Origin of the sequence: Mycobacterium sp. GA-0227b, assembly GCF_001499855.1 — a bacterium.
GTDB lineage: Bacteria > Actinomycetota > Actinomycetes > Mycobacteriales > Mycobacteriaceae > Mycobacterium.
Genome location: NZ_LQIK01000034.1, coordinates 170344 through 189863, shown reverse-complemented (window position 1 = coordinate 189863; position 19520 = coordinate 170344). Strand labels below are relative to the sequence as shown.

Below are 19520 nucleotides of genomic sequence, written 5' to 3'. Positions count from 1 at the left end.
CGCCGCGGTGTCGTCATCACGTCGGCCGTCATCGGACGACCGGTGCTGCGGGCCGACACGAGCCGTCGTGGCGGTGGAAGAGACCTCCGGCGCTATGACGACCGGAGGATCAGTGAACGTTTCCCAACTCGAATGGATCATCACGCTCAGCGTGACGATCGGAATCCTGCTGTTCGACGTCATCGTGATCGGCAGGCGGCCGCATGAACCGTCGAGACGGGAGACCGGGATCGCGCTGACGTTCTACGTGGGGCTGGCGATCGCGTTCGGATTGTGGACCTGGTTCTTCCACGGCGGGCAGTACGGGCTCGAGTTCTTCGCCGGCTGGCTCACCGAATACAGCCTGTCGGTGGACAACCTGTTCGTGTTCCTGATCATCATGGCGAGCTTCAACGTGCCCAGGAAGTATCAACAGCAGGCGCTTCTGGTGGGCATCATTCTGGCGTTGATCTTCCGCGGCATCTTCATCGCGCTCGGCGCCGTCGCGATCAACCAGTTCTCGTGGGTGTTCTACATCTTCGCCGCGTTCCTGATCTACACCGCGATCAACCTCGCCCGCAACACCGATCACGAGGACGACGGCGACAACATCGTGGTGAGGTTCGCACGCAACCACCTCAGCATGACCGACAAGTGGGACGGCCTGAAGCTGTGGGTGAAGGACAACGGCAAGCGGCTGATGACGCCGATGTTTCTCGTCATCGTCGCGCTCGGCACCACTGACCTGATCTTCGCGCTCGACTCCATTCCGGCGATCTACGGCCTGACTCAGGAGCCGTACCTGGTCTTCACGGCGAACGTGTTCGCGCTGATGGGGTTGCGCCAGCTGTACTTCCTGCTGGGCGACCTGCTCAAGCGACTCGTCTTCTTGTCTCAGGGCCTCGCGTTCATCCTCGGGTTCATCGGGGTGAAGCTGCTGCTGCATGCGCTGCATGAGAACGAGGTGCCGTTCATCAACGGCGGCGAGCATGTTCCGGTGCCCGAGATCCCGACGCTGCTGTCACTGGGCGTGATCGTCGTGACGCTGCTCATCACCACCGCGGCGAGCCTCTACAAGACACGGGTGCACGACGTGAAGAACGGCGCGAGCGAGACCACGAAATCGATCGATTCGCGCTGAGCGGTCAGGCGAGCGCTTCGTAGACGAGGTTTGCGTAGCGGTTCGTGCGTTCGGTTCCCGTGGTGCCGGGCCCCATCCGGTTCATCACGTAAGTCAGTGTCGTTCGGCGGTCGACGTCCATCACCGCCATCGAGCCGCCCCAGCCGCCCCAGAAGCAGATGTTCCCTTCCGGGATCGCGGGAACGCTTGCCGGACAAGGCAGTCCGAAGCCGATGCCGAAACGCAGCGGGATCATCAACACCTGGTCCGGGCCGTTGGACTGTTCGTCGAAGATCAGGTCGATGGTCGCCGGTGCCAGCAGCTGCACACCGTTGGCCTTGCCGCCCAACGAGATCGGTGACAGCGCCCGCGCCAGTCCCCGGGCGTTCCCGTGGCCGTTCGCGCCGCCGATATCCGCCCGCCGCCACGCGACCGTCTCGGCGATGGAGGCGACGTCCTGGTCGGGCCGGATCGTGCCGAACGTCTTGATCATCGGATGGTCCTGCGGCAGAAGGTCGTACGGCAGGTCCAGAGGCGGCGGTGGGATCAGCTCGGCGATCCGGTGGTCGTCCTCCGGCGCCGTGCCGATCTGCACATCGGCGTCCAACGGCGTGGCGATCTCGTCGCGGACGAACTCCTTGAGCGTCTTGCCCGTGACGCGCCGGATCACCTCGCCGACGAGATGGCCGTAGTTGAGTGCGTGATAGCCCGACGCCGTCCCGGGCGGCCACCACAGGGCCTGACCCGCCAGGCGGCTGGTCGAACTGTCCCAGTCGTACATGTCCTCGAGCCCGAATGGCGCCTCCCAGCCCGACACCCCGGAGGTATGCGCCAAGAGATGTCGGACTTCGATGTCCTGCTTGCCGTTCGCCGCGAACTCGGGCCAGTAGTCGGCGACCCGGGCGTAGGGGTCGAGCTGGCCCCGGTCGATGACCATCAACGCCGCGAGCGCGGTGAGCGTCTTGCTGCAGGACCAGAAGTTGACGATCGTGTCGCGGCCCCATGGGGTCGTCTTGGCGCGGTCGGCGTGGCCGCCCCAGATGTCGACGACGGACTCGCCGTCGATATCGACCGCGATGGACGCACCGAGTTCCTCGCCCTTGGTGATCTCGTCGGCGAGGGCTTCGGCCACCTTGTCGAATCGGCTGTCCCAGTTGCCGTCGATGACGTTGTGCATCGGCTCATCATGCCCGCGGCGCGGGCGTCGAGTGGCCAGTTGGCGCACGCCCGACCAGGCTCACCACCAGTTGTCGTAGCCGCCCTCGGGACCCAGCATGCGCTCGAAGCGGGTGCGGTTGATGCGGGCCAACTCGTTGCGGACGATCTTGCGCTCGGTGTCGACGTCGTTGTGCATCCGGTCGGTCACCGTCGCGAGCACCTGTTCGGCGCCGTCGCCGTTGACGAACATCACGAAGCCGAAGCCGAAATGTTCGACATAGCGCCTCGAGGCCCGGGCCAGCCGCTCCATCATCTCGGGTTGGTCGCACCAGATCGCGCATTGTTCGGCAGCCGACTTCTCGCTGCCCGGTCGCCGCCCGACGTCTGGATACGCCTGCAGGATCGTGTCGACGGAGTGCTCCGACAGCCCGAACAACAATGCGTCCGCCTCGCGGAACATCGCGGCGTGATCGGGGTAGGGACGAGCGCGCGCCAGATCGGCGGCCAACGGCACGCTGTAGCAACATTCGTACACGGCGTGCACCGCCCTGCGCATCGGCATTGCGTTGAACACGTCGAGGCCTATCCCCTGATGCATCAACACAGAATCATGATCGAAGCCGTGGAGAACAGGCAGGTTACCTCGGGTTACAGCGAGGAAAATTCAGTAGATTTCAGTGGGTTTCAGTGGACTTGAGCGGGTTTCAGAAGCCCGGGGTCAGGCTCAGTGACTCGATTCCTTGAACCGCTGCACCGACGCCTGCACTTCCGCCTCGGCCTTCTCGCGCCCCACCCAATCGGCGGCCTTGACGTACTTACCTGGCTCGAGGTCCTTGTAGTGCACGAAGAAGTGCTTGATGGCCTCGAGTTCGTAGGAGGGGACGTCACCGAGATCCTGGATGTGCTCCCACCGCGGGTCGTCGGCCGGCACGCACAGGACCTTGTCGTCGCCGCCGGCCTCGTCGGTCATCTGGAACATCGCGACCGGACGAACCTCGACGACGCAGCCGGGAAACACCGATTCGGGCAGCAGCACCAGTGCGTCGAGCGGGTCGCCGTCCTCGCCGAGGGTGTCTTCGAAGAATCCGTAGTCGGTCGGATAGGCCATCGACGTATACAGGTAGCGGTCCAACTTCACCCGGCCGGTGTCGTGGTCCACTTCATACTTGTTGCGCGAACCCTTGGGAATCTCGATGACTACCTCATATTGGCTGTCGATCTGCACGTGCCCTGGCTCCTTGCCCTGTGCTCTGGTCTGGGTCGTCCTGTGAGAACGCGGGTCAACCTTAATGGAGCGATACGCTGCTGTACGGGGGCGGTCTAGTTGAGCAGGAGTGTCATGCGGCCCATTCGGTGGCGGCGATCCACGCATATGGCGGTCGGGGCGGCGGTGTTGGTGCTGATCGCCGTGGTCGTGGTGGTTGCCGCGCTGCTCACCGCGGGTCCGTCCACCGAAGCTGCCGCCGTCAAGCCGGCGCCTGCTGCCGCGACGGCGAACCCCGCTGTCGTGCCGGTTGCCGACTCGGCACCGAAGCCGGTACCGCACCGGTTGGCCGCCGTGCTCGCGCCCGCGCTGGCCGACCCGAACCTGGGCCACCTGACCGGCCGTGTCACCGACGCCATCAGCGGGACCACGCTGTGGGCGCAGGAAGCCGAGGTGCCGATGCAGCCGGCGTCGACCAACAAGATGCTGACCGCCGCCGCAGCGCTGCTGACGCTGGACCGCGACGCGCGGCTGACCACCCGCGTGTACAGCGGCGACACGCCCGGGGTGGTGGTGCTCAAGGGCGGTGGTGACCCGACCTTGTCGGCTGCGCCCGCCGGACAGGAGACCTGGTACCGCGACGCGGCGCGGATCAGCGACCTGGCCGAGCAGGTCTTGGGCAGCGGCATCGAGGTGACGGCCGTGCAGGTCGACACCAGCACCTACAGCGGCCCGACGATGGCGCCGGGGTGGGATCCGCTGGACATCGACGGCGGGGACATCGCGCCGATGGAGTCGGTGATGCTCGACTGCGGGCGCACCCAGCCGGTGAGCGTGGACTCCGCGCGATCGCGCACACCTGCGCTGGACGCCGGCCGGGCGCTGGCGGCCGCGCTGGAGATCGACCCGGCGAAGGTGAGCGTGCGGCCCGGAAGCGCAAGCGGCGGCAAGGAGATCGCCGCGGTGCAGTCGCCGCCGCTGATGCCACGGCTGCGCGAAATGATGAACGCCTCGGACAACGTGATGGCCGAGGCGATCGGCCGGGAGGTCGCCGCGGAGAGGAACCTGCCGCAGAGCTTCGACGGCGCCGTCCGTGCGACGCTCGGCGCTCTCGACGAAGCCGGGATCGACACCACCGGCGCGAGGCTGTTCGACTCCAGCGGACTGTCTGTCGATGACCGCCTCACCGCGGAAACGCTGGACGAGGTGGTCCAGGCGGCGGCCGGAAGCGACCATCCGTCGCTACGGCCGCTGGTCGACCTGCTGCCGATTGCCGGGGGCAGCGGAACACTGTCCAACCGTTATCTGGACACCGACATCGTCAAGCCCGCCGCCGGTTTCCTGCGCGCCAAGACGGGGTCGCTGACCGGCACCAACTCACTGGCAGGCATCGTCACCGACGCGAGCGGACGCGTCCTGACGTTTGCGCTGATCTCCAACAACGCCGGCCCCACCGGGCGCATCGCGCTCGACAACCTGGCCGCCACGCTGCGAACGTGCGGATGCAACGTATGACATCGACGACCAAGTCCTCACTCTCCGTCGGTCGCGCCGTCGACTGGAAGTTCGCGGCGACGGTCGGGGAGAAGCTGGCCCGCCCGGGTCCGGCGTCGAGCGAGTACACGCGGCGTCAGGTGATCGAGCAGTTGTCCGAGGCGGCGCGCTCCGCCGAACTGCCGGTGCGCGAGGTGACCGGTTTGAACGAGGGTGGCGAGATCCCCGAGGCCCGGATCGTGGACCGGCCGCAGTGGATCCGCGCCGCCACGCGGTCCATGCGGGTGATGACCGGCGGAACCGAGAATCCCAAGGGTTTCATCAGCGGCCGGATCACCGGCGCCCAGACCGGCGCGGTGCTCGCATTCATCTCGTCGGGCATCCTCGGCCAGTACGACCCGTTCGGCCCCGACGGCGGTGAACTACTGCTGGTCTATCCCAACGTGATCGCGGTGGAGCGGCAACTTCGCGTGCAGCCCTACGACTTCCGGCTGTGGGTGTGCCTGCATGAGGTCACCCACCGGGTGCAGTTCCGCGCCAATCCGTGGCTGGCGGACCACATGTCTCGGGCGCTGGCCGTACTCACCGAGGAAAACAGCGACGACATCGCCGAAATGGTCTCGCGGCTCGCGGAATTCGTGCGCAGTCGCCGTGGGAACGCCAACGGGGTTGCGCAGGATGCCAATTCGAACGGTGTGATCGGGCTGCTGCGTGCGGTGCAATCCGAGCCGCAGCGCGAGGCGCTCGACCAGCTTCTGGTGTTGGGCACGCTGCTCGAAGGTCACGCGGACCATGTGATGGATGCGGTCGGCCCCGCGGTGGTGCCGTCGGTGGCCACCATCCGCAGCCGGTTCGACGAGCGGCGGCAACGCAAACAGCCGCCACTGCAGCGGGTGGTGCGCGCATTGCTCGGGTTCGACGCCAAGCTCAGCCAGTACACCCGCGGCAAGGCATTCGTCGACCACGTGGTGTCCGCTGTCGGGATGGCCCGGTTCAACTCCGTGTGGTCCGGTCCCGAAACACTGCCTCTGCCAAAAGAAATCGACGAGCCACAACGATGGATCGACAGGGTGCTGTAACCGCGGTACGGGCGGCCGTCACCGCGTTCGCCCGTGACCACGGCGCCGGCGACGACCGCTGGTGCGTCGCACTGTCGGGTGGCGCGGATTCTCTCGCGTTGACCGCGGCCGCGGCCGATGTGAAACCGACCACCGCGTTGATCGTGGATCACCAGCTGCAGCCGAACTCAGCGGCCGTGGCGCAAACCGCACAGCAGCAGGCTCAGTCACTCGGATGTATTGCGACACAGGTGATCCGCGTCGACGTCAGCACTACAGGCGGACCGGAAGCGGCCGCGCGCACCGCCCGCTACCGGGTGCTCGACGCGGCGCGGGACGGGGCGCCGGTGCTGCTCGGACACACGCTGGACGACCAGGCCGAGACGGTTCTGCTGGGGTTGGGCCGCGGCTCGGGGGCGCGGTCCATCGCCGGTATGCGACCGTGCGACCCGCCGTGGTACCGGCCGCTGCTCGGCGTTCGGCGGGCGGTGACCCGGGCCGCGTGCGCCGAACTCGGACTGGATCCGTGGCAGGATCCGCACAACTCCGACCGTCGCTTCACCCGGGTCCGGCTGCGCAAGGAGGTGTTGCCACTGCTCGAAGACGTGCTCGGCGGCGGTGTCGCCGAGGCGCTCGCCCGCACCGCGAGCGCGTTGCGCGCCGATACCGACACGCTTGACGAACTCGCCGACCGCGCGCTGCTCGACATTCGCCGCGACGGTGCACTCGACACCGAAAAGCTGACCGTACTGCCGGAAGCCTTGCGCCTGCGGGTGATTCGACGCTGGCTGCTCGACGGCGGCGCCAGCGACCTGACCGACAAGCAGATTCGCGGCGTGGACGCGCTGGTGACGGCGTGGCGAGGCCAAGGTGGCGTGGCGGTCGGATCGTCCCTTCGTGAGCGACGACTGATCGCCGCTCGCCGTGACGGCATGTTGACCCTGCACACCGAGCCGGTACGAAACGTGGAAAACTGTGCCCGTGCCTGAGCAACCCGCCGAGCTGTACTCCGGCGACATCAAGTCGGTGCTGCTGTCGTCCGACGAGATCCAGGCAAAGATCGCCGAACTCGGCGCGCGCATCGGCGAGGAGTACCGCGACGCCGTCGAGGCAGGCGGCCAAGACCTGCTGCTGGTGACCGTGCTCAAGGGCGCGGTGTTCTTCGTCACCGACCTCGCGCGGGCGATTCCGCTGCCGACGCAGTTGGAGTTCATGGCGGTCAGCTCGTATGGCTCGTCCACGTCGTCGTCCGGCGTGGTGCGCATCCTCAAAGACCTCGACCGCGACATCAACGGCCGCGACGTGCTCATCGTCGAGGACATCGTGGATTCCGGCCTGACCCTGTCCTGGTTGTTGCGCAACCTCGCGACCCGCCACCCCCGCTCCCTGCGGGTGTGCGCGCTGCTGCGCAAACCCGACGCGGTGCGCGCCGACGTCGACATCGCACACGTCGGATTCGACATCCCCAACGAGTTCGTCGTCGGCTACGGCCTGGACTACGCCGAGCGCTACCGCGACCTCAACTACATCGGGACGTTGGACCCGAAGGTCTATGACCAGGATTGAGGCGACGATCCTCGCGCGTCACACCACTCAACGTTTTGCCGACAACGGGCGAGTAGCGGGCCGCAAAACGTTGATCGGTGTGCAAGCTGAGGTGATTACCGATCACGTAGCGGCGCAACCGGCAGGTCGCGGCGCAAGACGCGCCAACTATGCCTCAAGTAATGGCGCGAATCACCTGCTCGGCGCAGGATGAGGACCATGAGCGAAACAGCCCTTCGCATCTGCCCAATTTGTGAGGCGACCTGCGGCCTGACCCTGACCATCGACGACGGTCGCATCACGGGTGCCCGTGGCGACAAAGACGACGTGTTCAGCAAGGGCTTCATCTGCCCGAAAGGCGCCAGCTTCGCCGAACTCGACAACGACCCCGACCGGTTGGCCCGCCCGCTGATCCGGCGGGACGGCGTGCTGACCGAGGCGACGTGGGAGGAGGCGTACGCGGCGGTTGCCGAGGGGCTCGGCGGTGTCATCGCCGAACACGGCGGCGCGGCGGTCGGCGCGTACCTCGGCAACCCGAACGCCCACACCATCGCCGGCGGGCTGTACACGCCGCTCGTCGTGAAAGCGTTGGGCACCCGGCAGGTGTACTCGGCGAGCACACTCGACCAGATGCCCAAGCACGTCGCGCTGGGCTACATGTTCGGCAGCCCGGTCGCGTTCACCGTGCCCGACCTCGACCGCACCGACTACCTCGTGGTCATCGGCGCGAATCCCCTTGTCTCCAACGGCAGTCTGGCGACCGCTGCGGACTTCCCTGGCAAGCTGCGCGCGCTGCGGAAGCGCGGCGGACGCCTCGTCGTCATCGACCCCGCCCGCACCCGCACCGCCGAACTCGCCGACCGCCACCTCGCGCCCCGGCCGGGCACCGACGCGGCGCTGCTCGCCGGTGTCGTCAACGTGCTGTTCGACGAAGACCTCGTCGACCTGAAGGAACTCGCCGGGCATGTCGACGGCATCGATGAGGTCCGCGCGCTGACCGCTGACTTCTCCCCGGACACCGTGGCCGCCTACTGCGAAGTGCCCGCCGACGACATCCGCACCCTGGCCCGCGAGATCGCGGCCGCGCCGTCGGCGGCCGTCTACGGTCGAATCGGCACGTCCACAGTGGAATTCGGCACGCTGGGCAGTTGGCTGGTCGACGTCGTCAACATTCTCACCGGCAATCTGGACCGCCCCGGCGGTGCGATGTTCCCGCTCTCGCCGATCGCGCCCGCGCCACGCCCGCCGAAGCCGGGCCGCGGCTTCCTCACCGGCCGCTGGCACAGCCGGGTATCCGGCTATCCCGAAGCGCTGTCGGAGCTACCGGCCGCGGCGTTCGCCGAGGAGATCGACACCCCCGGCGACGGCCAGATCAAGGCCGTCATCACGATCGCGGGCAACCCGGTGCTGTCGGCGCCCGACGGGGACCGCCTCGCCAAGGCGCTCGACAGCGTCGAGTTCATGCTCAGCGTCGACCCGTATCTCAACGAGACCACTCGGCACGCCGACGTCATCCTGCCTCCGCCTCCGCCGTCGCGCAGCGCACATTTCGACATCGCGCTCAACAGCGCCGCGGTGCGGAACAACGCCCGCTATTCACCGCCTGCCCTTCCGCTGGCCGGCCGGCCGGACGAAGTCGAGATACTGTCGCGCATCGCCCTGATCCTGTACGGCCTCGGGCACGATGCGGATCCGATGCTGGTCGACGACCAGGTGATCGCCACGACGTTGGCCAAGGAGGTCGGCGACCCCCATTCGCCGGTCGCCGGGCGGTCCGTCGACGAACTGACGGCGATGCTGCCGCCCGCGCCGGGCTACGAACGGCGCCTCGACATGATGCTGCGACTCGGTGCTTACGGGGACGCGTTCGGCGCCAGACCCGACGGCCTCACGCTCGCCAAGCTCAAGGCGGCGCCGCACGGCATCGACCTCGGCCCGCTGCGGCCGCGGCTCGCCGAGGTGCTGCGGACACCAAGTGGCCGAATCGAACTCGCACCGCACCAGTTGACCGCTGATGTCCCGCGGCTGCGGAATGCGCTGGGACGGCGCGCCGACGGGTTCGTACTGATCGGGCGACGGCACCTGCGATCGAACAACAGCTGGATGCACAACCTGCACGCGTTGTCGGGCGGGTCGAACCGGTGCACGCTGCGCATCAATCCCGACGACGCGGCCGATCTCGGCCTGACCGACACGGCCGTCGTCAAGGGGCCCGGCGGCGAGCTCCTGGCCCCGGTGGAGATCACCCCCGAAATGCGCCGCGGCGTGGTGTCGCTGCCGCACGGATGGGGCCACGACCGCGGCGGCACCGGACAACGCGTCGCCGCGGACGAGCCCGGGGTGAATGTCAACCAGCTCAACGACGGCAACCATCTGGATCCGCTGTCGGGCACGACTGTGCTCAACGGCATACCGGTCGACATCGCGCCCGCGGGTTAGGTGAGCTCGTAGACCACCGTCACGTTGAAGCCGACGGCCTGCTGGCCGGGCTCGACCGGCACGGCGGCCATCTCCGCCGCCGGACCGCGCGGACCCGGATACGGCGTCGGAGGCGTCGACGACGGCGCCTCCGAGATCGAGATGACCTTGCCCAGATCCAGGTCGGCCAACAGCGCGTACTGTTCGGCCCGGCTCTTGGCGTCGTTGAACGCCCGGGCGCGCGCCTCGCGGACGAGCTGCGAATCGTCCTCGATTGCGAGGGTGACGTCGTTGATCCGCATCGCGTTGCCGCCCCTGCTTGCGATGATCCCGAACGCCTGCGACGCCGTGTTCAGCTCGCGGATCTTGATGTCGATGGTGTTCGACGCCCGATACCCGGTGATGTTGGTGGAGTCGCCGCCGGCGTACTGCGGCTGCACACTGACCTGAGAGGTGTTGATGTCCTTGCGGTCGATGCCCGAGTCGACCAATGCGTCGATGACGCCACGCTGCAGCTGGCTGGTCTGGTTCAAGGCGCCGGCAGCGTCGGGGGCGACGACCTCCATCGCCGCGTTGATCGTCAGCGTGTCGGGCGTGCCGAGCACCTCGCCGGTTCCGACGACCGTGACCTGACGCGGCGCGCTGTCGTCGTTGGTGAGGACCGGGCTGGACTTCGCGTCACAGCCCGCAAGGACGGCGATCAATCCCACCGCGGCGACGGCGAGGACTCGGATGGGCGTCTTCGCCCGCGCAGCGATTGGCATGACCGGCACCCTACCGTCAGGGCGTCACCATGATCTTGCAGTGCGTGTCGGGATGGGCCAACTCCTCGAACGCGGCGCCCACCCCGTCGAGACCGACCTCGCCGGTGATCAGCGGCGAGACATCGATGTGGCCGTCGGCGATGGCGCGCAACGCTTCCGCGAATTCGTTGTGGTCGTAGGCGTTGACGAACTGCACGTTGATCTCCTTCGCGATGCCGAACAGCGGCAGCACGGTGTCGGGCTGCATGCAGACACCGGCCACCACCAAGCGGCTGCCCAGCGGTGCGCGTCGCATCACGTCGTTGATGATGCCGGGCACGCCGACAGCCTCGAAGATCACCGCGGGCTTCGCGGTGTCGAACGGTGACCCGTCCGCCGGGTCCAGCGTCACGTGCGCGCCCATCGTCGCGGCGAGTTCCCGGCGTGTCGCCGAAAAGTCGGCGGCCGCAATGTGTTCGACGCCTTTGAGCCGTAACGCGGCGATGATCGCGATGCCGATCGGGCCGCAGCCGATGACGAGGGCGGCCTCATCGGGTGCGATGGCGGACTTGTTGACCGCGTGCAGCCCGACGGCCATCGGTTCGGTGAGGGCGCCGTGCCGCGGGTCGACACCGTCGGGCACGCGCAGCAGCAGCGGCGCCGACAGCAGCATCCGCTCGGCGTACCCGCCGAGCACCGTGTTGCTCGACAGGATCGGCTCGAAACCGTTCGGCGACAGCAACACCGGCAGCGATGTCACGACCGTTCCAGGTGCCGGCGCGTCGGTGCGCGGGCCGGCCTCGAGGATCTCGGCGCTGAACTCGTGGCCCATGTACACGTCGTCGTCGACGTCGACGGGCAGACCGCCTTGCACTGGCATTCCCGTGATCTCGCGGGTGAGCCGAACCATCTGGTCGCCGTGCTTCGCGAAGTGCAGATCCGAGCCACAGATCCCGCAGGCTTTGACCGCGACGAGGACCTGACCCTCCAGGGGAACCGGTTCGGGCACGTCGTCGCGGACCACCATCCGTCCGCCGCGCAGTACGGCAGCGCGCATTCACCACTCCAATCCGGCGAGGAAATCGAGCAGCACCGCGTTGACCGCGGCGGGCCGTTCTTGCGGCAGCCAGTGCCCGGCGCCGTCGATCATCACTTCGCGGTAGTCGCCGGTGACGATTTCGCGGGCGCGGTGTCGCGGCGTGTAGGCCAGGGTCGGATCGTCGGCGCCGCCGAGAAACAGCGAGGGAACCGCGATCGTGGCGGCGGGGGTGGCCGCGGTCAGTTCCCAGTTGAGATCGAAACAGCGGTACCAGTTCAACGGTGCGGTGAACCCGGTGCGGGTGAACTCCTCGACGTAGTAGTCGAATTCGTCCTGGCTGATCCAGTCGGGTAGGTCGCCGGGTTCCGGAATGCGCGCGAGAAAGCCGTGCGGACCCGGCTCGAGCATCCGCTGGTCGACGAGCCCGTCCTTGGCCGCGGTGGCCGAGCCGAACAACTTGCGCATGGTCATGGCGGGGTCGCGGTTCAACTCCGCGTCGGCCGGGCCGGGCTCCTGGTAGTAGAGGATGTAGAAGAACTTTTCGCCGAAAATGCGGCGGAACGCCTGCGTGGTGGGCACCCGCGAGCGCGGCACCGGCGGTGCGCAGATGCCGACCGCGCCGGCGAACCGGTCCGGGTGCAGCAGCGGTGCCGCCCACGCCACGACGCCGCCGAAGTCGTGGCCGACGATGACGGCCCGCTCCGCGCCGGCGTCGTCGAGCAGGCCGACCACGTCGGCGCACAGCTCGACGACGTTGTAGGCGTCGATGGCGCCGGGCCGCGACGACGCCCCGTAGCCGCGCTGATCGGGCGCCAGCACGTGATAACCGGCCTCGGCGAGCGCCGGCAGTTGATGGCGCCAGGAGTAGGCAAGTTCGGGGAAGCCGTGGGCCAGGACCACCAGCGGCGCGCCCGGCTCACCCGCTTCGAGCACCCGCAGCCGGACGCCATTGGTATCGACAAACCGCTCGGCCGGTGTGAGCACGCTCATATCTTCGACGCCGAAAGTACGGTTGTGAACACAAAACGCGGGTGAACTCGCGAACAAGCGTTCGCTCGGCGGAGAACCGTCGGGAACCTCGGATCGTTGGTCTAGCGGTAGCCTGAACTATTCCAGCTGCGCACATTGGACAGAACTAGCGGCCCTTGCGGCCGAACGACGACGGATAGTTGATGAACCGGAAAAATGTCATCCGCACGCTGACCGTGATCGCGGTCGTGCTGTTGCTGGGTTGGTCCTTCTACTACTTCAGCGACGACACCCGCGGCTACAAGCCCATCGACACGTCGGTGGCGGTCGCCCAGATCAATGGCGACAACGTCGAGTCGGCCCAGATCGACGACCGCGAACAACAGCTCCGGCTCGAGCTGAAGAACGAGGTCGAAGGCAGCGACAAGGTCATCACCAAGTACCCGACCGGCTACGGCGCGACGCTGTTCGAGGCGCTGCAGGACAAGAACGTCAAGACCAACACCGTGGTCAACCAGGGCAGCATGCTCGGTTCGCTGCTGATCTACCTGCTGCCGCTGTTGTTGCTGGTCGCGTTGTTTGTGATGTTCTCCCGGATGCAGACCGGCGGCCGGATGGGCTTCGGTTTCGGCAAGTCGCGGGCCAAGCAGTTGACCAAGGACATGCCCAAGACCACGTTCGCCGACGTGGCCGGTGTCGACGAGGCCGTCGAAGAGCTCTACGAGATCAAGGACTTCCTGCAGAATCCGTCGCGGTATCAGGCGCTGGGCGCCAAGATCCCGAAGGGCGTGCTGCTGTTCGGTCCGCCCGGCACCGGTAAGACGCTGCTGGCGCGGGCCGTCGCGGGCGAGGCCGGCGTGCCGTTCTTCACGATCTCCGGCTCCGACTTCGTCGAGATGTTCGTCGGCGTCGGTGCCTCGCGGGTGCGGGACTTGTTCGAGCAGGCCAAGCAGAACAGCCCGTGCATCATCTTCGTCGACGAGATCGACGCGGTCGGTCGCCAGCGCGGCGCCGGCCTGGGCGGCGGCCACGACGAACGCGAGCAGACGCTCAACCAGCTGCTCGTCGAGATGGACGGTTTCGGCGACCGCCAAGGCGTCATCCTGATCGCCGCCACCAACCGGCCCGACATCCTCGACCCGGCGCTGTTGCGCCCCGGCCGCTTCGACCGCCAGATCCCGGTCTCCAACCCCGATCTGGCCGGCCGCCGGGCGGTGCTGCGGGTGCACTCGCAGGGCAAACCGATCGCCGACGACGCCGACCTCGACGGGCTGGCCAAGCGCACGGTCGGCATGTCGGGCGCCGACCTGGCCAACGTCATCAACGAGGCTGCGCTGCTGACCGCCCGCGAGAACGGCACCGTCATCACCGGTCCCGCGCTCGAAGAGGCCGTCGACCGCGTCGTCGGCGGGCCGCGCCGCAAGAGCCGCATCATCAGCGAGCACGAGAAGAAGATCACCGCCTACCACGAGGGTGGTCACACCCTGGCGGCGTGGGCGATGCCCGACATCGACCCGATCTACAAGGTGACGATCCTCGCCCGCGGCCGCACCGGCGGACACGCCATGGCGGTGCCCGAGGACGACAAGGGTCTGATGACCCGCTCCGAGATGATCGCCCGGCTGGTGTTCGCGATGGGCGGACGAGCGGCCGAGGAACTGGTGTTCCGTGAGCCGACCACCGGCGCGGTTTCCGACATCGAGCAAGCCACCAAGATCGCCCGCGCGATGGTCACCGAGTACGGCATGAGCTCCAAGCTCGGCGCGGTGCGGTACGGCACCGAGCACGGCGACCCGTTCCTGGGCCGCACTATGGGCACCCAACCCGACTACAGCCACGAGGTCGCGCAGATCATCGACGACGAGATCCGCAAGCTCATCGAGGCCGCGCACACCGAGGCGTGGGAGATTCTCACCGAGTATCGCGACGTGCTCGACACCCTCGCCGGCGAACTGCTGGAGAAGGAGACGCTGCACCGGCGCGAGCTCGAAGCGATCTTCGGCGACGTGAAGAAGCGTCCGCGGTTGACCATGTTCGACGACTTCGGTGGCCGCGTGCCGTCCGACAAACCGCCGATCAAGACGCCCGGCGAGCTCGCCATCGAGCGCGGTGAGGAATGGCCGAAACCGGTGCCCGAGCCGGCGTTCAAGGCCGCGATCGCCGCGGCCACCAAGGCCGCCGAAGCCACCAAGCTCGCCGAGGGCGGCCAGAACGGAACCAACGGCAGCGGCAACGGATCCTCCGGTAATGCGCCGACGCAGCCGGACTACGGCGCTCCCGCCGGCTGGCACGCCCCGGGTTGGCCCCCGCAGCAGCAACAGCCGCAACAGCCGCCGGTCCAGCAGCCCCACGGTTACTGGTATCCGCCGCCGCAGGCGGGTTGGCACCACCCCAATGCCGCCGGCGCGCCGCCCTATCCGCAGTATCAGCCCTATCCGCAGCCCGGCCCGCCCGGCGCCCAACCGAACGCGCCCCAGCCCAACGAGGATCAGGGTCAGGACAACAGCCGGCGAAACGGCTGACAAGCAGGCAGGCTCACAGGAGGCTCCATTGGCGCAGTCGCAGCACAACTCTGTCACCTTCAGCCCCGCGAAGTTCGATCAGCCGCGTGCGGAGGCTGCGGTGCGCGAGCTTCTGCTCGCCGTCGGAGAGGACCCCGACCGGCATGGGCTGGAGTCGACGCCGACGCGGGTGGCGCGGGCGTACAAGGAGCTGTTCGCCGGGCTCTACATCGACCCGGACTCGGTGCTGGACACCACCTTTGACGAGCAGCACGACGAACTGGTGCTCGTCAAGCAGATCCCGATGTACTCGACTTGCGAACATCATCTGGTGTCATTCCACGGCGTCGCGCACGTGGGCTACATCCCGGGTGACGACGGCCGCGTCACCGGGTTGTCCAAGATCGCCCGGCTCGTCGATCTCTACGCCAAACGACCGCAGGTGCAGGAACGGCTCACCGGGCAGATCGCCGACGCGATGATGCGCAAACTGGATCCGCGCGGGGTGATCGTCGTGGTGGAGGCCGAGCACCTGTGCATGTCCATACGCGGCGTACGCAAGCCGGGCGCGGTGACGACCACGTCGGCGGTGCGTGGCCAGTTCAAGGTCGATGCGGCATCGAGGGCCGAGGCGCTGGACCTGATCCTGCGCAGATGAACCAGACCAAGGTGCGCGTCATGGGGGTCGTGAACGTCACCGACGACTCCTTCTCCGACGGAGGCTTGTTCCTCGACCGTGACCGCGCCGTCGAGCACGGCCTCGAGTTGGTCGCCCAGGGCGCGGCGATCGTCGATGTCGGCGGTGAGTCCACCCGTCCCGGCGCCGTCCGCATCGAGCCCGATGTCGAGAAGTCGCGGGTGACACCGGTCATCAGCGAACTCGCCGCACAAGGCGTCACCGTCAGCATCGACACCATGCACGCCGACGTCGCGCGGGCGGCGCTGGAGAACGGCGCGCAGATCGTCAACGACGTGTCCGGCGGCCGCGCCGACCCGAACATGGCTGCATTGCTCGCCGACGCGAAAGTGCCCTGGGTGCTGATGCATTGGCGCTCGGTCGGCGCGGACCGGCCTCACGAGGTTCCCGTCTACCGGGACGTGGTCGAAGAGGTTCGCACCGAACTGCTCGCCAGCGTGGACGCCGCGGTGGCCGCGGGCGTCGACCCGGCCAGGATCGTCATCGATCCGGGTCTGGGCTTCGCCAAGACCGGCGAACACAACTGGGCGCTGCTGCGCGCGCTGCCCGAGTTCGTCGCGACCGGCATCCCGGTGCTGGTCGGCGCGTCGCGCAAACGCTTTCTCGGCACGCTGCTGGCGGATCCCGATGGCCGACCGCGGTCGCCGGACGGCCGCGAGACCGCGACCGCGGTGATTTCGGCGCTCGCCGGTCTGCACGGCGCCTGGGGCGTGCGAGTACACGACGTGCGCGCCTCGGTGGATGCCATCAAGGTGCTGGAGGCGTGGCTGCATGGCTGACCGAATCGAGTTGCGCGGCTTACGGGTTCGCGGCCACCACGGCGTCTACGCGCACGAGCGCCGCGACGGCCAGGAGTTCGTCGTCGACATCACGGTCTGGCTGGATCTCGCCGCTGCAGCGGCCAGCGACGACCTGGCCGACACCCTGGACTACGGCGCGCTGGCGCAACGGGCGGCCGACATCGTGGGCGGCCCGCCGCGCGACCTGATCGAGGCGGTGGCCGGCGAGATCGCCGACGGCGTCATGACCGACGACCGCGTGCACGCCGTCGAGGTCGTCCTGCACAAGCCGGCGGCGCCGATCCCGCTGACGTTCGCCGACGTCGCGGTGGTGGCCCGTCGATCACGCCGCGGCCAGGGCGGTGTCCGTTGACCCGCGCAGTTCTCTCGATCGGGTCGAACCTCGGCGACCGGCTGGCCATGTTGCGCTCGGTCGTGGACGGGCTCGGCGACGCGGTGCGCGCAGCGTCGCCGGTGTACGAGACCGCCCCGTGGGGTGGTGTCGACCAGGACCCGTTCCTCAACGCGGTGGTGATCGCTGACGCCCCCGGACTCGACGGCCGCGGATGGTTACAGCGCGCGCACGAGCTCGAGCGGTCCGCCGACCGGGTGCGCACGCAACGTTGGGGGCCGCGCACCCTCGACGTCGACATCGTCACCTGCCACGCCGACGGCGCCGAGCTGGTCTCATGCGATGCGGAGCTGACGCTGCCGCACCCGCGGGCCCATCAGCGTGCCTTCGTGCTCGTGCCCTGGCTCGCGATCGAACCGGACGCCGTGTTGACCGTGGCGGGGCGGGCGCACCGGGTGGACGAGCTGCTCGCGGCGCTCGACGCGACCGAACGCGACGGCGTTCGCCGTACCGACCTGGTGCTGAGCTGATGGGGCCGACCCGCTGGCGGGACCTCGTCGTGGCGGCGGTGTGCACCGCCGTTGTGGGCTATTTGCTCGTACTCGCGTTGTACCGGTGGTTTCCGCCGATCACGCTGTGGACCGGCATATCGCTGCTGGTGGTCGCGATCGCCGAAGCGGGCTGGGCGTTCCATGTCCGCGCCAAGGTCCGCGACGGCGAGATCGGCGTCGGGTCCGGCCGGTTGGACCCCCTCGCGGTGGCGAGGTCGGTGGTGATCGCCAAGGCCTCGGCTTGGGTCGGGGCGCTGGTGCTGGGGTGGTGGTCGGCCGTGCTCATCTACCTGCTTCCGCGCCGCTCGACTTTGCGCGTTGCGGCCGACGACACCGCGGGCACCGCAGTGGCGGCGGGGTGCGCGCTGGCGCTGGTCGTTGCTGCGCTGTGGTTGCAGCATTGCTGCAAGTCTCCCGGGGAGCCGCCGGAGAAGCCCGACGGGGCAACGGAATAGCCGACTTCCGCGGGCGCGCGGTCGAATCGCCGCGAAGGTCGACACGCGGAGTGACCTGTGGCGGGTACAGTCGCCCCCATGACCGATCCGACCCGCAGCGCCCGGTCTCGGCGCGGCGGCCGCAGGCCGGGTTGGATGCTGTTGACCGCGTTGCTGGTGCTGGCGATCGCGGCGAGTTCCGCCTTGGTGTTCACCAACCGGGCGGAGCTGCTCAAGCTGGCCGTCATACTCGCGCTGTGGGCTGCGGTTGTCGCGGCGTTCGTATCGGTCATCTACCGACGGCAGAGCGATATCGACCAGGCCAAGGTGCGCGACCTCAAGCTGGTCTACGACCTGCAGTTGGACCGTGAGATCTCGGCGCGCCGCGAATACGAGCTGTCGCTGGAGTCGCAACTGCGCCGCGAACTCGCCTCCGAAGTGCGCGCCCAGGCCGCCGACGAGGTGGCGGGGCTGCGGGCGGAGCTGGCCGCGCTGCGGGCCAACCTGGAGATCCTGTTCGACGCCGATCTGTCCCACCGTCCCGCGATCGAGACCGAACGCACCACCGTCCGCGCCTACAGCGACTGGGCACGCGACTCGGAAACCACCGGGCGGGTGACGGCCGGCCCGTTCGAGCCGTACCGGCCGCACGTCGACGAGCGCACCGAGGAAAGCCCGATCATCGACGTGCCCGCCGAACCGCAACACGACTTCGGTTGGGCGTCGTCGTCGGAAACCGCTGGGGCGCACCGCAGATCATTCGACGACGAGCGGGTCCGCCGCCCGGCGGAGGAATCCTTCCCGTGGGTTGCTCCGACGCCACAGCCGCCGCAGCCGCCGCCGCAGCCCGAGCCCGTCCCGCAACCGCCGCCGCGACCGGAACCCGTCGCGCCGGCTGCGTCCGCGCCCCCTCCTCCGCCACCGGCACCGACCCCTACACCTGCACCGGAGCCGGCGCCGACACCGGAACCGCAGCCGGCGGCGGCGGCCGAGTGGCAGCCCGCGCCCGCCGACGGCCTGTGGCTTCCGCCGGGAAGCCCGGGCAGCAACTGGGTGTCGTCGAGCATCAACGGAGAGGCGGACGAATACGTCGGCAGGCGGCGCGCCCCCGAACCCGCGCAGGACGCGGCCGAGGGGACGGGCGTGCAGCCCGCCATGTCGACGCCGACGCCAGGACCGCGGCGCGGCAGGCATTCCGCCCCGCCGGACGCCGGAGATCCCGGCCGCCCAGCCGCCCCCACGCTGGCCGCCGAACCGGCGCAGCAGGCTTCCGAGCCCCCGTCGGCGCGGGCCGCCGAACGGTCGCGACACCGCGGCGCTGACGACACCGACACCGCCGGTCAGTCAGTCGCCGAACTGCTGGCCCGGCTGCAAGCGAGCCCGACGCCGGGTGGGCGTCGGCGCCGCCGCGAGGAGTGAGCTAACCTCGTATCGACCGTCCGGTACCCGCACCGCAGGACCGGAACGAACACACATCAA

The 19520-nt window shown here is 68.4% G+C and carries 19 protein-coding genes and 1 pseudogene; 14 read left to right on the top strand and 6 right to left on the bottom strand.

All coding sequences use genetic code 11. The features are described from left to right. The first annotated feature begins 112 nt into the window (after positions 1 to 112). Entirely contained in the window at positions 113 to 1120 is a 1008-nt protein-coding gene (locus tag AU185_RS24155; RefSeq protein ID WP_059101700.1) for a TerC family protein, read from the top strand. Positions 1121 to 1124: 4 nt separating this feature from the next. On the opposite strand, the gene AU185_RS24150 is transcribed toward AU185_RS24155, so the two are convergent. The 3 genes from AU185_RS24150 to AU185_RS24140 all read right to left on the bottom strand — a co-directional run bounded on the left by AU185_RS24150 (position 1125) and on the right by AU185_RS24140 (position 3476). After that, positions 1125 to 2276, bottom strand: a complete 1152-nt coding sequence (locus tag AU185_RS24150; protein ID WP_059101699.1) for a serine hydrolase domain-containing protein — start codon at positions 2274 to 2276, stop codon at positions 1125 to 1127. A 60-nt stretch (positions 2277 to 2336) separates the two neighbouring features. Then, entirely contained in the window at positions 2337 to 2861 is a 525-nt protein-coding gene (locus tag AU185_RS24145; RefSeq protein ID WP_172800427.1) for a 2-oxo-4-hydroxy-4-carboxy-5-ureidoimidazoline decarboxylase, read from the bottom strand. Positions 2862 to 2981: 120 nt separating this feature from the next. After that, positions 2982 to 3476: an inorganic diphosphatase gene (locus tag AU185_RS24140; RefSeq protein ID WP_059101842.1), complete on the bottom strand. Its 495-nt coding sequence runs from the start codon at positions 3474 to 3476 to the stop codon at positions 2982 to 2984. Between the two features lie 120 nt (positions 3477 to 3596). On the opposite strand from AU185_RS24140, the gene dacB reads away from it, so the two are divergent. From dacB to AU185_RS24115, 6 genes are read left to right on the top strand one after another with little or no spacing between them, the layout of a single operon-like run. Further along, positions 3597 to 4976, top strand: coding sequence for a D-alanyl-D-alanine carboxypeptidase/D-alanyl-D-alanine endopeptidase (gene dacB, locus AU185_RS24135; RefSeq protein WP_059101698.1), 1380 nt, complete (start codon positions 3597 to 3599; stop codon positions 4974 to 4976). Beyond that, positions 4973 to 6034: an Rv3626c family coenzyme F420 biosynthesis-associated protein gene (locus tag AU185_RS24130; RefSeq protein WP_231740434.1), complete on the top strand. Its 1062-nt coding sequence runs from the start codon at positions 4973 to 4975 to the stop codon at positions 6032 to 6034. Before dacB ends, AU185_RS24130 begins: the two co-directional genes overlap by 4 nt. Beyond that, positions 6013 to 7002, top strand: coding sequence for a tRNA lysidine(34) synthetase TilS (gene tilS, locus AU185_RS24125; protein WP_059101697.1), 990 nt, complete (start codon positions 6013 to 6015; stop codon positions 7000 to 7002). Before AU185_RS24130 ends, tilS begins: the two co-directional genes overlap by 22 nt. After that, positions 6989 to 7579, top strand: coding sequence for a hypoxanthine phosphoribosyltransferase (gene hpt, locus AU185_RS24120; protein ID WP_059101696.1), 591 nt, complete (start codon positions 6989 to 6991; stop codon positions 7577 to 7579). Before tilS ends, hpt begins: the two co-directional genes overlap by 14 nt. Then, on the top strand, positions 7566 to 7772 hold the full coding sequence (locus AU185_RS25270) for a hypothetical protein (RefSeq protein ID WP_156425650.1): 207 nt from the start codon (positions 7566 to 7568) through the stop codon (positions 7770 to 7772). Before hpt ends, AU185_RS25270 begins: the two co-directional genes overlap by 14 nt. 5 nt (positions 7773 to 7777) lie before the next feature. Next, positions 7778 to 9997 (top strand): molybdopterin-dependent oxidoreductase, encoded by a 2220-nt coding sequence (locus AU185_RS24115; RefSeq protein WP_059101695.1) that lies wholly within the window; start codon positions 7778 to 7780, stop codon positions 9995 to 9997. Here the strand turns inward: AU185_RS24115 and AU185_RS24110 are convergent. The 3 genes from AU185_RS24110 to AU185_RS24100 are packed head-to-tail and all read right to left on the bottom strand — an operon-like array spanning position 9994 to position 12742. After that, the gene (locus AU185_RS24110) at positions 9994 to 10740 is read right to left on the bottom strand and encodes an SIMPL domain-containing protein (protein WP_059101694.1); all 747 of its coding nucleotides are present in this window, start codon (positions 10738 to 10740) and stop codon (positions 9994 to 9996) included. The genes AU185_RS24115 and AU185_RS24110 overlap by 4 nt on opposite strands. A gap of 16 nt (positions 10741 to 10756) precedes the next feature. Beyond that, positions 10757 to 11776 (bottom strand): zinc-binding dehydrogenase, encoded by a 1020-nt coding sequence (locus tag AU185_RS24105; protein WP_059101693.1) that lies wholly within the window; start codon positions 11774 to 11776, stop codon positions 10757 to 10759. Next, positions 11777 to 12742: an alpha/beta fold hydrolase gene (locus AU185_RS24100; protein ID WP_172800355.1), complete on the bottom strand. Its 966-nt coding sequence runs from the start codon at positions 12740 to 12742 to the stop codon at positions 11777 to 11779. Between the two features lie 188 nt (positions 12743 to 12930). On the opposite strand from AU185_RS24100, the gene ftsH reads away from it, so the two are divergent. The 7 genes and pseudogenes from ftsH to AU185_RS24065 all read left to right on the top strand — a co-directional run bounded on the left by ftsH (position 12931) and on the right by AU185_RS24065 (position 19460). After that, on the top strand, positions 12931 to 15249 hold the full coding sequence (gene ftsH / locus AU185_RS24095) for an ATP-dependent zinc metalloprotease FtsH (protein WP_059101691.1): 2319 nt from the start codon (positions 12931 to 12933) through the stop codon (positions 15247 to 15249). A gap of 28 nt (positions 15250 to 15277) precedes the next feature. After that, positions 15278 to 15886 carry a GTP cyclohydrolase I FolE gene (folE, locus tag AU185_RS24090; protein WP_059101690.1) on the top strand — a complete coding sequence of 203 codons (609 nt, stop codon included), beginning with the start codon at positions 15278 to 15280 and terminating at the stop codon, positions 15884 to 15886. Then, positions 15883 to 16723: pseudogene (gene folP / locus AU185_RS24085) on the top strand (dihydropteroate synthase); the annotation flags it as partial. The gene folE and the pseudogene folP, both read left to right, overlap by 4 nt. Then, complete coding sequence (gene folB, locus AU185_RS24080) at positions 16715 to 17077, top strand: dihydroneopterin aldolase (RefSeq protein ID WP_502687794.1); 363 nt, start codon at positions 16715 to 16717, stop codon at positions 17075 to 17077. The pseudogene folP and the gene folB, both read left to right, overlap by 9 nt. Beyond that, positions 17074 to 17586: a 2-amino-4-hydroxy-6-hydroxymethyldihydropteridine diphosphokinase gene (gene folK, locus AU185_RS24075; RefSeq protein ID WP_059101687.1), complete on the top strand. Its 513-nt coding sequence runs from the start codon at positions 17074 to 17076 to the stop codon at positions 17584 to 17586. Before folB ends, folK begins: the two co-directional genes overlap by 4 nt. Then, positions 17586 to 18062 carry a DUF3180 domain-containing protein gene (locus AU185_RS24070; protein ID WP_059101686.1) on the top strand — a complete coding sequence of 159 codons (477 nt, stop codon included), beginning with the start codon at positions 17586 to 17588 and terminating at the stop codon, positions 18060 to 18062. Before folK ends, AU185_RS24070 begins: the two co-directional genes overlap by 1 nt. A gap of 78 nt (positions 18063 to 18140) precedes the next feature. Beyond that, on the top strand, positions 18141 to 19460 hold the full coding sequence (locus AU185_RS24065; protein WP_059101685.1) for a DUF6779 domain-containing protein: 1320 nt from the start codon (positions 18141 to 18143) through the stop codon (positions 19458 to 19460). Positions 19461 to 19520: the final 60 nt, after the last annotated feature.

Coding starts and splice junctions, on each gene's coding strand:
- AU185_RS24065 (WP_059101685.1), top strand. CDS start 18,141: ATGACCGATCCGACCCGCAGCGCCCGGTCTCGGCGCGGCGGCCGCAGG.
- AU185_RS24150 (WP_059101699.1), bottom strand. CDS start 2,276: ATGCACAACGTCATCGACGGCAACTGGGACAGCCGATTCGACAAGGTG.
- AU185_RS24105 (WP_059101693.1), bottom strand. CDS start 11,776: ATGCGCGCTGCCGTACTGCGCGGCGGACGGATGGTGGTCCGCGACGAC.
- AU185_RS25270 (WP_156425650.1), top strand. CDS start 7,566: ATGACCAGGATTGAGGCGACGATCCTCGCGCGTCACACCACTCAACGT.
- AU185_RS24070 (WP_059101686.1), top strand. CDS start 17,586: ATGGGGCCGACCCGCTGGCGGGACCTCGTCGTGGCGGCGGTGTGCACC.
- AU185_RS24115 (WP_059101695.1), top strand. CDS start 7,778: ATGAGCGAAACAGCCCTTCGCATCTGCCCAATTTGTGAGGCGACCTGC.
- AU185_RS24110 (WP_059101694.1), bottom strand. CDS start 10,740: ATGCCAATCGCTGCGCGGGCGAAGACGCCCATCCGAGTCCTCGCCGTC.
- ftsH (WP_059101691.1), top strand. CDS start 12,931: ATGAACCGGAAAAATGTCATCCGCACGCTGACCGTGATCGCGGTCGTG.
- tilS (WP_059101697.1), top strand. CDS start 6,013: ATGGATCGACAGGGTGCTGTAACCGCGGTACGGGCGGCCGTCACCGCG.
- AU185_RS24130 (WP_231740434.1), top strand. CDS start 4,973: ATGACATCGACGACCAAGTCCTCACTCTCCGTCGGTCGCGCCGTCGAC.
- dacB (WP_059101698.1), top strand. CDS start 3,597: ATGCGGCCCATTCGGTGGCGGCGATCCACGCATATGGCGGTCGGGGCG.